This is a genomic window from Cupriavidus sp. FW305-46, assembly GCF_058787075.1.
The window spans coordinates 1-13,064 of record NZ_JBYSZI010000106.1 but is presented as its reverse complement, the minus strand read 5'-3'; the positions used below and the strand labels follow the sequence as shown (position 1 = coordinate 13,064).

Sequence of the window (13,064 nt, the reverse complement as noted above, 5' to 3'; positions counted from 1 at the left end):
GGCCGGCCCCATCCTTAAAGCTAATCTCCGCAAATTCCGCGGAGAATGGTCCCGCCAAACTCCGTAGAGCCCAAAAAGGGGCCATTCGAAACGCTTGTTCAGCGCGGAGCGTCAGTGCGTTGGGAGCCCGTGGGCATGCTTCCTCCCGCCAATCGCCCCCGACGCCGCCGCCCGCAGGATCCGCTGGAACGTCGGGCACTCCATATGGCTTGGCGCCGGACAAACCGCCGCATGCCGCAGTCCGTCGCGCATCGCAGTCAGCTTGCGGATGGTGCGGTCCAGCTCATCCGCCTTGGCCGCCAGCACCTGCCGGTCGATGTTCGGCTGCCCCTGTGGCGAGAACATCTGCGCGATGTCATCCAGCGAGAAACCGGCGGCACGCCCCAGCGCGATCAGCGCCAGCCGATCCAGCACGCCGGCATCGAACATGCGCCGCATCCCGCGCCGGCCGATGGACGCGATCAGCCCCTTTTCCTCGTAGTACCGCAGCGTCGAGGCCGGCACGCCAGCCTGCCGGGCCACTTCCGCAATATCCAGGCTTGTCACCGCTTGACCTCAAGTTGACTTGAACTGGCACAGTGTAGCTTCCATGCCAGGACGGCGTGCAAGGGGATACAACCATGGGTGAGCAACAGCAGACCAGCAGCAACGGCGGCGACCAGGCCGCCCTGTGGAACGGCCCGTCCGGCCATGCCTGGGTCGCGGAGCAGGCGGTGCTCGACGACATGTTCCGGCCGCTGGAAGGCCTGCTTGTCGATACGGTCGGCAAGACTTCCGCGCAGCATGTGCTCGATGTCGGCTGCGGCACCGGCAGCACTACGATCGCGCTGGCGCGTAGGCTCGGCGCGCAGGGCAGATGCACCGGCATCGATATTTCCGAGCCGATGCTCGCCGCTGCACGGGCACGCGCGCAGCACGGCGGCTCGACCGCCAGCTTTATTCGCGCCGACGCGCAGGACTATGCCTTCGCGCCAGCAAGCTTCGACAGCATCGTGTCGCGCCTGGGCGTGATGTTCTTCAGCGATCCGGTGCGGGCCTTTGCCAACCTGCGCCGGGCTGCAACACCGGATGCCACGCTCCACTGCATCGCCTGGCGCAGCGCCGCAGAGAATCCGTTCATGACCACCGCCGAGCGAGCGGCCGCACCGCTGCTGTCCAACCTGCCGCGGCGGCAGCCGGGGGCGCCGGGGCAGTTCGCCTTCGGCGACCGCCAGCACGTGCATGCCATCCTGGAAGAGGGCGGCTGGACCGGGATCGATGTCGAGCCGATCGACTTCGCCTGCACGCTGCCGGAGCCTGCGCTGGTGGACTACCTGTCCCGCCTGGGTCCCGTCGGACTGGCCCTGCGCGAGGCCGATGCAAGCACACGCGCCAGCGTCGTCGCAACCGTTCGCGCAGCATTCGAGCCTTACGTTCATCGCGCAACTGTGCGCTACACCGCTGCCTGCTGGATGATCACCGCCCGCGCTGCGGCTTCATCACTGACCGCCGGCGAGACTGCCCATGCCTGATACATCGGTGGCGCTCATGTTCAATGCAATCGTGATCGGCACCGGCGCAACGCTGGTGATGGACGCCTGGGCCATCCTGCGCAAGCGGCTGCTGGGCGTGCCTGCACTGGACTATGGATTAGTTGGCCGTTGGCTCGCATGGCTGCCGCGAGGACGCCTTTGCCACCATCCCATCGCCGCATCGCCGCCGGTGCGCGGCGAGCGCGGGATCGGCTGGATCGCGCATTACCTGACCGGCATCGTGTTCGCGGCCATCCTGCTGGGACTATGGGGACTCGACTGGGCGCGTCATCCGACGCTGGCGCCCGCGTTGCTCGTCGGCATCGTTAGTGTGGCCGCACCGTTCCTGCTGATGCAGCCGGCGATGGGTGCCGGCATCGCCGCGAGCCGCACGCCGCGGCCAAACGTGGCACGGGTGCATAGCCTGGTGACGCATGCGGTGTTCGGGCTGGGGCTCTATGTGGCAGGTTGGGTCGTGAGTCTGGTAGTGATCTGAAAAGCGGGCACAGCGGCAGGCTGCCGTTGTCAGATCCAAGGTAGAGGAGAAATTTCCGCGGCTCTCCGGATATATGGCCTCAGCCAGGCATCCGAGACCGCGCCCAAAAGTTTGCCGCCCGCTTCTGTGGGCTATCGAACCGTAGATTGCTGGCGCCGCTCCAGAATAGAAGTCCATCGGCGCCCGCTTCAGCGCCGGACGATCCCCACCATCCACGGGCGACAGGATGACAAGGCTTTCGGGCCGTCTGGCCGCGTGCATCGCGTTCGGTCTTCTGCTGGCTGCCAGTGCGCAGGCGTCGGATATCGCCTGCAAGACGACGCTGCGTCCTTCGCGCTGCGACGATCCGCTCGCCGCCGGCACGTCCTGCCTGCATTCAGTGCCACACGCCGGCGACCTGATCTGCGATCACGCCATGCTCCAGCACGAACACGAGCGCATCCATGCAGACCAGCAGCGCCGGCTGCGCGCCGGCGCGATCCAAGGGAGCGACATCGCCGCCTGGCGGGAGCGCCGGGATGCCTGCACGTCGGTGGCATGCCTGGACCGGGTCTTTGCCAGCTGGCGCCGGCATCCAGCCAGGAAACCGCCGCGGGCTGCCGCGCCGCAACCAACGCCGCCGGCGGCGCGGGCGCGGGAGGCGTCGAGGAACAAGCAGGCTGCGGTCAGGGTCGAGGCCTCGCGGCCAGCGGTCGCGCCACCTCCAGCGACGCTAGCGACGCCAGCGACTCAACCGGCAGCGGAGCCGCTCCCCGCTCCACCACCGTCAGAGCCATTGGCAGAAGCGGGGATTCAGGCGCCCCCTGTGGTGATCCAAAGAGCCTCCGGCCCGACGCTCCAGCAAGCCTCCATTCGTCCGATCCCGGCGCCGCAACCACGCGGCTGGGCATCGCTGGGAACGCTGGCGTGGCTGGGCATGTGCGGCGCGGGCATCGCCTGCTGGTCCCGGCGTACGCGAGGCGAGTGGCTGCCGGGGGTCACCCGCCTGCGCGAGCGGACTCGGGATGCGCCGCCCATCGTGCTGTTGGTGAGCGGACTGCTCGCTTTGAACGGGGTGCTGCTGTTGTGCGTCCTGACGGGGAGCCGGCCATTGTCGTGAGCTCACGCCGTCGCGCCGTCCCACGCAGGCGCGGCCGCAGTCTTGCACCAGCAAAGCAGCATGCTCGCTGCCAGGCGCAGGCCGCTGAGTGGATGCATCAGGCAATGCCGCACCTGCCCGCTGCGGCTTTCGCCGTACAGGCACCACATGCAGAAGTGCTCGCAGTTGTTGGTCAGCAGGCGGTAGCAGTCCTCGCCCAACCGTGAGCGGGCGCGGCCGACGGATTCAGCGGCACTGTACCGCGCCATCGGCGTGCCCAACACCGTGATGCCATGGCCGGCAGCAAAGGCGGCCAGGCTCAGTTCTTCCACCGGGCCGCGCTGCTGCCGGTGGCAATAGCCAGCGTAGTGCACCACCATGCCACGCCCGACGTAGATGCCGTGGTGTGCATAGCCATGACGCGGCGTGACCAGGTGTGCGCCGAGGGGCGGCTCTGCATCGGCGGCGAGGCGCGATGCCAGGACGTGCGGGCTGTGGGTGGCCTGCGCCGTTGTCTTCGTCGTTTCACCGAGGGATGCCATCACCGTCTCCGTTGCAGGCCTCTGTCGGGCCATGCCCTATGACTGCATGGGGCGTGCCAGTGACGGGTGAGGTGGGCACCTAGTGGTGTGGGCGTTGCATGAAGGGGGGCGAAGCGAGGGATGCGAGATACGGCCCGATGCCGAGCGGCCGCGCATCGCAGAAACAGGGCTCGGCCGGTTTGATCAAATGATCAAATTCCGAGCACCGCCACGATCCATTGATCAAAGCATCAAGCCGCCGGCAAGGCATCGCTATGGCGGCGACACACCCTGCGCCGGGCGGCTCATTCCGGCAGCGGGTACTTCCTGGCGTTCATCTCCATCTTGGCGCGGATCGCCGCGTCCAGGTCCACGCCCAGCGCCGTCACCAGCTGCGCCAGGTAGATGGTGATATCGGCAAGCTCCTGCTCCACATGCTCGCGCTCGTCGGTGGACATGATGGCGCGCGATTCCGCGTCGGTCTGCCACTGGAAGATCTCGACCAGCTCGGACACCTCCACGCTCAGCGCCATCGCGAGGTTCTTGGGGCTGTGGTACTTGCCCCAGTTACGGGCCTTGCCGAAGTCTTGGGCGGCTTGCTGGAGGTTCTTGATGTCGATCAGGGGCATGATGGTGTGACAAAAGCGGTTCACAGCGCGCCGGCAATGCGCCGGCGCAAGACGCAGATTTAATCACGACCCGGCCGCCCTCGACACCCGGGCCGCCTGAGGCTTACCCTTCGCTTGTGCATCCACCGCCGCAACGGAGGTTCCCCATGCGCCCGACTCCCGGTCTGGCAATTGCCACTCTCGCCGGCACGCTCGCCTACCTGGCCATCGCCATTGCAGGCTGGGGTGGCATCGCCCCCTTTTTCGCGCACCCGGCGCGCGTGGCCCTGACCCTGGTCCTGTTCGCCCTGTCCATCGCCGCACTGTTCTCCGGCGGCAATATCAGCAGCGGCATGCGCGAGGACCGCGGCAACCGCTGGGTGCTGGCAGTGTTTGGCGTGCTGGGGCTGCTGGCGGCGTACCTGCCGCCCTTTACCGACCGCATCGGCTTCTGGACGCTCGATGGCGACACCATGCGCTGGATCGGCGTGGCGCTGTTTGCCGGCGGCGGCGTGCTGCGGCTGTGGCCGGTGTTCGTGCTGGGGCGGCGCTTCAGCGGGCTGGTGGCGATCCAGCCGGGGCACACGCTGGTGACCACCGGCATCTATGGCGTGATCCGGCATCCGAGCTACCTCGGCTTCCTGGTCAGTTCGCTGGGATGGGTACTGGCATTCCGCTCCGGCGTGGGCGTGGTGCTGACGCTGCTGATGGTGCCGGTGCTGCTGGCGCGCATCCGGGCGGAAGAAGCGCTGCTGCGCGACCAGTTTGGCGACGAATACGCGTCGTACTGCGACCGGACCTGGCGCATGCTGCCGGGCATCTACTGAGCGCGGCGCAGCGGCGCCCCGCGCACTTGGCGGATCAAATCGCCAGTCACCAAGGGTTATCCCTAGTCATTCATTCCCATTTTCCGGGACTCTCTGTTTTGATTTCTGGGAATCAGGTCCTATTCTTGGGCCCTATGTTGAATGCCGTCGACAACCCCACCGCCGTGAAGCCCGCGACCTCCGCGCCTGCCGAACCCGCCCAGCCCGCGGGCGGTGCCGATCGCGTGCTGTTCGTGCTGGCGGCGCTGGCGCAACACGGCGCGCCGATCACGGTGCGCGAGCTGGTTGCCAAGACGGGCCTGCCCAAGAGCACGCTCTACCGGCAGCTGATGCTGCTCAAGCGCTGGGGCTTCGTGCTGGAGTCCGACGGCGAATACGCGCCGGGCCCGATCAGCCTGCAACTGGCGCTTGGCTTTGACATGGCCTCGCATCTGGCGCGCGAAGCCCTGCCCGACATGCAGCTGCTGGCGCAGCAGTCCGATGAAAGCGTGGGCCTGGTCGTCGCCGTCAAGGATCACGTGGTGTGCCTGGAGATGGTGGAGAGCCGCCAGTCGCTGCGCTGCTCGTTCGAGAAGGGCCGCGGCGTGCCGCTGCGCGCCGGTGCATCGGCCAAATCGCTGCTGGCCTTCATGCGCGACGAAGCGCGCGAGCGCCTGGTCCGGGCCCAGTGCGAGCCAGGCGAAGCCGAACGGCTGCTGGCCGAGCTGGGCGCCATTCGCGAGACCGGCTACGCCGTCAGCGAGGGCGAGGTGGATCCGGGCGTGTGGGGCGTGAGCGCGCCGCTGTTCTCGCGGCGCAGCAAGGCCGATGCGCTGGGCTCCATCACGCTGATGGTGCCGGCCACGCGGCGGCAAGGGCGCGAGACCGCGCTGATCGACATGACCGTGGCAGCGGCGATGCGGATTTCCGCGCGGCTGCAGTCTTACTGAATACCAAGCAATTCGTTACCGCCGCCGTCGGCAAATCCATGCGACGGCAGATCCCTCGTTCCCGAGAATAGGAGACTTCCATGAACCTTCGTCGCAAATGCCTGATGGCCGGCCTGGCAACCCTGACCGCCCTGACCCTCGGCACCGCCGCGCACGCGCAGGACAATGCCGTGCTGCGCGTGGCCACCGACGCCACCTTCCCGCCGATGGAATTTATCGAGAACGGCAAGCGCACCGGCTTTGACGTGGAGCTGGTTGAGGCCATGGCCAAGACCATGGGCAAGCGGGTCGAATGGACCGACATCGACTTCAAGGGCCTGATCCCGGGGCTGGTCTCGCGCCGCTTCGACATGGCAGTGTCCGGCATCTACATCACCCCCGAGCGCCGCAAGGTGGTGGACTTCACCGAGCCGTACTACGTCGGCGGCCTGGTGGCGCTGGTCAAGAGCGGCAACACCACCGTCCACGCCCCGACCGACCTGAACGGCAAGAAGGTCAGCGTGCAGGTGGGCACCAAGTCGGTCAGCTTCCTGCGTGACACGTATCCGCAGGTGCAGCGCGTGGAAGTCGAGAAGAACCAGGAAATGTTCAACCTGGTCGAGATCGGCCGCGCCGATGCCGCCGTGACCGGCAAGCCGGCCGCGATGCAGTACGTCAAGACCCGCGGCGGCCTGCGCATGGTGGAGCAGCAACTGACCACCGAGGAATACGGCATGGCCGTGCGCAAGGACACGCCCGAGCTGACCCGCGCCCTCAATGCGGCACTCGCCAAGGTGAAGGCCGATGGCACCTACGCCAAGCTGACCCAGAAATGGTTCGGCACGGCCGCCAAGTAAGCCGCGCGGATCATCATCATGGAATTGGATTTTTCTCCTGTCTTTGCCGGCTGGCATGACATCGTCCACGGCGCCGTCATCACCGTGGAGGTGACGGCCTGCGCGCTGGTGCTGGGCTGCGTCATGGGCCTGCTGGTCGGCATCGGCCGGCTGGACCCGAAGCGCCGCTTCATCTTCGGCATCTGCACCGCCTACGTGACCTTCATCCGCGGCACGCCGCTGCTGGTGCAGCTGTTCCTGCTGTTCTTCGGGCTGCCGCAGTTCAACATCCTGCTGCCGGCCTTTGTGTGCGGCGTGATCGGGCTGGGCATCTATTCCGGCGCCTATGTGTCGGAGATCGTCCGCGGCGCGATCCAGTCCGTGGACAAGGGCCAGATGGAAGCCGCGCGCTCGATCGGCATGTCGTCCGGCCAGGCCATGCGCGCGGTGATCCTGCCGCAGGCCATCGTGCGCATGATTCCGCCGCTGGGCAACGAATTCATCGCCCTCATCAAGAACTCGGCGCTGGTGTCGCTGCTGACCATTGCCGACCTGATGCATGAGGGCCAGAAGATCATCAGCGTGTCGTACCGGTCGCTGGAAGTCTATCTGGCGATCGCGCTGGTTTATCTGATCCTGACGAGCGCGGCCGGGCTGATCCTGCGGCGCGCCGAACAACGGCTGCGCATGGGAGGCATGGTGCAATGAGCGATTCCGCAATCATCCGGATCCGGAACCTGGGCAAATCGTTCGGCGGCCATACCGTCTTGCGCGGCATCGACTTCGATGTGGAGCCGTCGCAGGTCGTGGTCGTGATCGGCCCCAGCGGCTCGGGCAAGAGCACCTTCCTGCGCTGCTGCAACGGCCTGGAACAACCCGAGGCCGGCACCATCGACATCGTCGGCAAGCGCCTGGTGACCGACGGCCAGCTGATCGGCGAGCACGAGCTGAACCAGCTGCGCACCGAAGTGGGCATGGTGTTCCAGTCGTTCAACCTGTTCCCGCACCTGTCGGTGCTGCACAACGTCACGGTGGGTCCCCGCATGCTGCGCGGCGCCTCGCGCGAGGAAGCCGAGCGCAAGGCGACGGGCCTGCTTGAGAAGGTTGGCCTTGCGCACAAGGCCCACGCCATGCCCGCCAGCCTGTCCGGCGGCCAGAAGCAGCGCGTGGCCATTGCCCGCGCACTGGCCATGGAGCCGCGCGTAATGCTGTTCGACGAGCCGACCTCCGCGCTGGACCCCGAGCTGGTGGGCGAAGTGCTGCAGGTGATGAAGGTGCTGGCCGCCGAAGGCATGACCATGGTCGTGGTCACCCATGAAATGGGCTTCGCCCGCGAAGTGGCCGATGTGGTGGTGGTCATGGATGGCGGCGGCATCATCGAGGCCGGGCCGCCGTCGGTCATCTTCTCGGCGCCGACGCAGGAACGCACGCGCGGCTTCCTGCAGGCCGTGCTGACGCGGGCGTGACGATGGCTGTGACCCAGAACCTCTGGCAGGGCCGTGTCGACGACGGCGAGCGTGGCGACACCACGCGCCTGTTCCGCATCGTGCATGCGCTGGAAGCAGCGGACGTGACGCCGCTCGACGGCGCGCCGGTGCTGCTCGGTTTCAATTGCGACGCCGGCGTGCTGCGCAACCAGGGCCGTCCCGGCGCCGCGCACGGCCCCGACGCCATCCGCCAGGCGCTGGCCAACGTGCCGGCGCACGGGCTGCCCGCGCTATACGACGCCGGCAATGTCAGCTGTGACGACGGCGACCTGGAATCAGCCCAGCTGGCGCTGGCGGGCGCCGTGCGCGACGTGCTGGCGCGCGGCGGGCTGCCGCTGGTGCTCGGCGGCGGCCATGAAGTGGCCTGGGGCACGTGGCAAGGCCTGCGCGCGCACCTGGATGCGCAGGACGATGGCGGGCGCGTGCTCATCATCAATATCGACGCCCACTTCGACCTGCGCACCAGCCGGCCCGCAAGCTCCGGCACGCCGTTCGACCAGATCGCCAACGCCTGCGCCGAGCGCGGGCAGCCGTTCGACTATGTCTGCCTGGGCGTCAGCCGCCTCAGCAACACACCGGCGCTGTTCAACCGCGCGGACGCGCTGTGCGTCAGCTACGTGGAAGACGTGGACATGCAGGAGCGCCACCTGGAAACGCGCCTCGCGGAACTGGCGTCGTGCATCGACGCCGCGGACCACGTGTACCTGACCATCGACCTCGACGCACTGCCCGCGGCCGTGATGCCGGGCGTGTCGGCACCCGCCGCCTATGGCGTGCCATTGCCGGTGGTGGAGGAAGTGGCCATGCTTGCGCGCCGCAGCGGCAAGCTGCGCGTGGCCGACCTGGCCGAGTACAACCCGCAGTACGACCGCGACCACCAGGGCGCGCGCGTGGCGGCGCGGCTGGCCTGGCGCCTGTTCGGCTGACAGGCAGGTCACGCCCCCCAAGCCGCGCGGCGGTTGGCACCAGCCGCGCCCGGCTATAGTATTGCCCTTCGCTACATTTAGCGATTCCGATCAGAATTGATAAAGCGAGGCGAGGGCAGTCCTGCGCCGGCGTGGCCGTCTTGCCGCGCCCCAGGCCGCCCATCGCCGGTTACGGGCGGAAGGGTCTGCGTGATCGAACAAATCGTTATCGTCGGCTTTGGCTGCATCGGCCAGGCCGTGCTGCCGCTGCTGGAACGAACCTGGCCGCGGGCAGCGATTACCGTGGTGGACCGCGTGCTCGACGCCGCGCGCCAGCAACTGGCCGCCCGCCACGGGCTGGATGCCATCGAAGCCACCATCACGGCCGGCAACTTTGAAGCGATGCTGGGCCCGCTGCTGCGGCCTGGCACTTTCCTGCTGAACCTGGCGCCGTCCGTCTGCAGCCGCGACCTGATCGCGCTGGCGCAGGCGCACGGCACGTTCTATGTCGATGCCGGCATCGAACCGTGGGACTATGAGGCCGACCCGCAGGCCTCGCACCTGAGCAACTACGCGCTGCGCCACGAGATGCTGGCCTTCGCCCGCGGCCGTGAGACGCAGCCGACCGCGCTGGTGGCGCACGGCGCCAACCCTGGGCTGGTCTCGGTGCTGGTCAAGGCCGCGCTGATGGAACTGGCCGGCAATATCGGCTTGAATCAGCCCGAGCCCCACGACCGCGCCGGCTGGGCTGCCCTAGCGCGGGCACTGGACGTGCGCGTGATCCAGGTCGCCGAGTACGACAGCCAGCAAGCCCCCGGCTATCCGCGCGACGGCGAGTTCGCCAACACCTGGTCGGCCGAAGGCTTTATCACCGAATGCCTGCAGGACGCCGAACTCGGCTGGGGCAGCCATGAGCCCGCGCTGCCGCCCGATGGCTATCGCCACGGCTACGGCAGCGGCGCGGCCATCGCACTGGATCGGCCAGGGCACCGCACGCGCGTGCGGTCATGGTCGCCGGTGCACGGCCCGTTCGATGCGTACCTGATCACGCACAACGAATCGATCTCGATCGCCGAATACCTGACCGACCAGCCTGCCGGCCAGCCGCTGTACCGCCCCACCGTCTACTACGCCTACCGCCCGACATCCGCCACGCAGACCTCGATGCAATGGCTCGACGACCGCGCCGCCCCGCGCATGCGCGGCGAACGCATCCTGCGCGACGAGATCCAGTGCGGCGAGGACGAACTCGGCGTGCTGCTAATGAGCAGCCGCCATGGCGCGGTCTGGTACGGGTCGCGCCTCTCCACCCAACGCGCGCGCTCGCTGGCGCCGTACAACACCGCCACCAGCCTGCAGGTAGCATCGAGCCTGATCGCCGCCATGCAGTGGATGCTGGCCAACCCGGCGCGCGGCGTGGTGGAATCCGATGCGCTCGACTTCCGCCCCGTGCTGGCCGATGCCGCGCACTGGTGGGCACCGCTCAGCGTACAGTTCACCGACTGGCTGCCGCGGCCCGGCGCCAGCGCGCTCGCCTTTACCGACTTCCTGCTGGACGACGCCATGGCCCAGCCCGATCCCTCTCTTCTGACACTCGCCTGCTGATGCAACGCATCCCCCAGACCCCGCGCCGCAACTGGCCGCGCGAACTTGAGAAGGTCGGCTTCCACTTCCATTCGCTGGATGAGTTCAACGTCCCGCGTGAAGTCGATGACAACACCTTCTTCTACTGGCGCGAAGATGCGGCCTACGCCTTCAGCAAGCAGGAGATCGAAACGCTTTATGCCGCCGCGTACGACCTGAACCAGCGCTGCCTGGAAGCCGTGCAGCACGTGATCGACCACGACCTGTTCGCACGCCTGGCAATCGACAAGGACTTCGCGCAACTGATCCGCACCTCCTGGGACCGCGACGAGCCCACGCTGTTCGGCCGCTTCGACATGACGCTGGACCAGCACGGCGCGCCCAAGCTGTATGAGTTCAACGCCGACACCCCGACCTCGCTGATCGAATCCGCCGTCGCGCAGTGGTACTGGAAAGACACCGTGCAGCCCCAGGCCGACCAGTTCAACAGCCTGCACGACGCGCTGGTGGCGCGCTGGCAATGGCTGCGCAAGCACTACCGCAACGCCAGCCTGCTGCACCTTGCGTGCATGTTCGACAGCCAGGAAGACATCTGCAACACCGAGTACCTGATGGACACCGCGCTGCAGGCCGGCTGGTCCGTCAAGCTGGTCGACCTGCAAGACATCGGCACCGACGGCCGCGGCAAGTTCTATGACGCCGACAACGTGCCGATGGAAGTCGTCTTCAAGCTCTATCCGTGGGAATGGATGGCCACCTCCGACTACCGCGACCAGCTGCCACACAGCCCCGTGCGCTGGGTCGAGCCGCCGTGGAAGGCCGTGCTGTCCAACAAGGCCATCCTGCCGATCCTGTGGGAGCTCTTTCCCGGCCATCCCAACCTGCTGGAAGCCAGCTTCGACCCCAGCCACTTCGCCGGTCAGCCGCACGCCAAAAAGCCCTTCCTGTCACGCGAAGGCGAGAGCGTGACCCTGGCCACCCCGGAAGGCGGCCACGTCCACAACCCCGGCGAATACGGCGCCGAAGGCTTCATCTACCAGGCCTATTCCCCGGCGCGGCGCTTTGACGGCCGCTACACCACGCTGGGCGTATGGATTGTCGACGACGTGCCCAGCGGCCTGTGCGTGCGCGAGGAATCCGGGCCCATCGCCAAGAACACCAGTTTCTTCGTTCCACACTACTTCATGAACGAGTAAGGACCGATGGCAAAGAAGAACAACAACGGTCGCAAGCCGTCGAAGTACGGCAGCCCGTACCAGCCCAAGCCAAAGGGATCGCCCAGGTCCGCGTGGCAGCCGCAGCCCTATGCGGGCGAGCAGAAACGCAGTTCGCCCACGCTGTGGATCATCGGCGCCTGCGCCGTGGTGGCCGGCGTGGCGGCACTCGGCTCCTGCAGCGACGACGCCGACGACGATCCCGGCGTGACCGTGCGCCGCGCCAGCTACGCCACGCTGGAAGACTGCGAAGCCGACTGGAACACCCCCAACGACTGCGAAAGCGTGCCGGTCGACGACCCCAGCACGATCTACAGCTCCAGCCTGAACGCATCCGCCAGCGACACCGCCACCGGCGGCTCCGGCACCAGCCACGGCAGCAGCCTGTACTACGCGCGCTGGTACGGCCCGTACTACACCTCCAGCGGCACCGTCTACCACCCCAACGGCACCCAGACCCAGCGGGACATGTCCGCCGGCCCGCTGCGCCCGATGAACGTCTACGACAGCACCGGCACGCGCACGCAATCCTTCACCAACGCCACCCCGCACGCCGCGATGGTGGAAGAAGCCACCGTACGCCGCAGCTCGCTCAGCGGCGGACGCTCCATGGGCCTGTCCATGCGCGCCGCGGCGGTATCGCGCGCGCCGGTGGTATCGCGCGGCGGCTTCACCAGCCGCTTCGGCAGCTCCGGACGCTCCGGCGGCGGATGAGTGCCGCCTGCCGATCGCCATGTCGTATTTACATCCCTGACAACTGACAACGAGTCCAACCTATGGTCAATGCCATGCACCCGGCGCTTGCCTACCTGATCTATATCGTCACCAGCTTTGCGATGCTGGGGCTGTTCCTGCTGGTTTATACGCGGGTGACGCCGCATCGGGAATTCCAGCTGATCCGCGAGGGGAATGTTGCTGCGGCGTTGTCGCTGGGCGGTGCGGTGCTGGGGTTCTCGCTGACGTTGTCGTCGAGCATTCAGCACAACGCTACGTTTGGGATGTTTTTGTTGTGGGCGTTTGGGGCGTTTGCGGTGCAGGTGTTGGCTTATCTGGTGGTGGCGCGGGCCTTGGGGGGTGTTGGTGAGGCAA

At 67.3% G+C, this 13,064-nt stretch carries 16 protein-coding genes; 13 read left to right on the top strand and 3 right to left on the bottom strand.

Going from position 1 to position 13,064, the window contains the following annotated elements; all coding sequences use genetic code 11:
* Positions 1-111: 111 nt before the first annotated feature.
* Positions 112-546: a helix-turn-helix domain-containing protein gene (locus AC3WON_RS30095; RefSeq protein WP_492353373.1), complete on the bottom strand. Its 435-nt coding sequence runs from the start codon at positions 544-546 to the stop codon at positions 112-114.
* Between the two features lie 74 nt (positions 547-620).
* Between AC3WON_RS30095 and AC3WON_RS30090 the strand changes: the two genes are divergently transcribed.
* From AC3WON_RS30090 to AC3WON_RS30080, 3 genes are all read left to right on the top strand, one after another.
* Positions 621-1,511, top strand: a complete 891-nt coding sequence (locus AC3WON_RS30090) for a class I SAM-dependent methyltransferase (RefSeq protein ID WP_492353372.1) — start codon at positions 621-623, stop codon at positions 1,509-1,511.
* Positions 1,504-2,007, top strand: a complete 504-nt coding sequence (locus tag AC3WON_RS30085; protein ID WP_492321512.1) for a DUF2938 domain-containing protein — start codon at positions 1,504-1,506, stop codon at positions 2,005-2,007. Before AC3WON_RS30090 ends, AC3WON_RS30085 begins: the two co-directional genes overlap by 8 nt.
* Before the next feature lie 226 nt (positions 2,008-2,233).
* Positions 2,234-3,106, top strand: a complete 873-nt coding sequence (locus AC3WON_RS30080) for a hypothetical protein (protein ID WP_492321513.1) — start codon at positions 2,234-2,236, stop codon at positions 3,104-3,106.
* Positions 3,107-3,108: 2 nt separating this feature from the next.
* Here the strand turns inward: AC3WON_RS30080 and AC3WON_RS30075 are convergent, their stop codons facing one another.
* Complete coding sequence (locus AC3WON_RS30075) at positions 3,109-3,627, bottom strand: lecithin retinol acyltransferase family protein (RefSeq protein ID WP_492321514.1); 519 nt, start codon at positions 3,625-3,627, stop codon at positions 3,109-3,111.
* Between the two features lie 284 nt (positions 3,628-3,911).
* A complete protein-coding gene (locus tag AC3WON_RS30070) occupies positions 3,912-4,235 on the bottom strand; it encodes a nucleotide pyrophosphohydrolase (protein WP_010811417.1) in 324 nt (107 codons plus the stop codon).
* Between the two features lie 146 nt (positions 4,236-4,381).
* Here AC3WON_RS30070 and AC3WON_RS30065 point away from each other — a divergent pair, with 146 nt between their 5' ends.
* From AC3WON_RS30065 to AC3WON_RS30020, 10 genes are all read left to right on the top strand, one after another.
* Positions 4,382-5,041: a methyltransferase family protein gene (locus tag AC3WON_RS30065; protein WP_492353371.1), complete on the top strand. Its 660-nt coding sequence runs from the start codon at positions 4,382-4,384 to the stop codon at positions 5,039-5,041.
* 134 nt (positions 5,042-5,175) lie between these two features.
* The gene (locus AC3WON_RS30060; protein ID WP_492321516.1) at positions 5,176-5,970 is read left to right on the top strand and encodes an IclR family transcriptional regulator; all 795 of its coding nucleotides are present in this window, start codon (positions 5,176-5,178) and stop codon (positions 5,968-5,970) included.
* 80 nt (positions 5,971-6,050) lie between these two features.
* Positions 6,051-6,806, top strand: a complete 756-nt coding sequence (locus tag AC3WON_RS30055) for a transporter substrate-binding domain-containing protein (RefSeq protein WP_492321517.1) — start codon at positions 6,051-6,053, stop codon at positions 6,804-6,806.
* Positions 6,807-6,824: 18 nt separating this feature from the next.
* Positions 6,825-7,493: an amino acid ABC transporter permease gene (locus AC3WON_RS30050; RefSeq protein WP_492321518.1), complete on the top strand. Its 669-nt coding sequence runs from the start codon at positions 6,825-6,827 to the stop codon at positions 7,491-7,493.
* Positions 7,490-8,251 (top strand): amino acid ABC transporter ATP-binding protein, encoded by a 762-nt coding sequence (locus AC3WON_RS30045; protein WP_492321519.1) that lies wholly within the window; start codon positions 7,490-7,492, stop codon positions 8,249-8,251. Before AC3WON_RS30050 ends, AC3WON_RS30045 begins: the two co-directional genes overlap by 4 nt.
* A gap of 2 nt (positions 8,252-8,253) precedes the next feature.
* Complete coding sequence (gene hutG / locus AC3WON_RS30040; protein WP_492353370.1) at positions 8,254-9,198, top strand: formimidoylglutamase; 945 nt, start codon at positions 8,254-8,256, stop codon at positions 9,196-9,198.
* A 189-nt stretch (positions 9,199-9,387) separates the two neighbouring features.
* Positions 9,388-10,782: a saccharopine dehydrogenase NADP-binding domain-containing protein gene (locus AC3WON_RS30035; RefSeq protein WP_492353369.1), complete on the top strand. Its 1,395-nt coding sequence runs from the start codon at positions 9,388-9,390 to the stop codon at positions 10,780-10,782.
* Entirely contained in the window at positions 10,782-11,957 is a 1,176-nt protein-coding gene (locus tag AC3WON_RS30030; RefSeq protein ID WP_492353368.1) for a glutathionylspermidine synthase family protein, read from the top strand. The genes AC3WON_RS30035 and AC3WON_RS30030 overlap by 1 nt, the downstream gene beginning before the upstream one ends.
* Before the next feature lie 6 nt (positions 11,958-11,963).
* The gene (locus AC3WON_RS30025) at positions 11,964-12,689 is read left to right on the top strand and encodes a hypothetical protein (protein WP_492353367.1); all 726 of its coding nucleotides are present in this window, start codon (positions 11,964-11,966) and stop codon (positions 12,687-12,689) included.
* 62 nt (positions 12,690-12,751) lie between these two features.
* The coding region (locus AC3WON_RS30020) for a DUF350 domain-containing protein (protein WP_492353366.1) at positions 12,752-13,064 on the top strand (313 nt) is incomplete at its 3' end.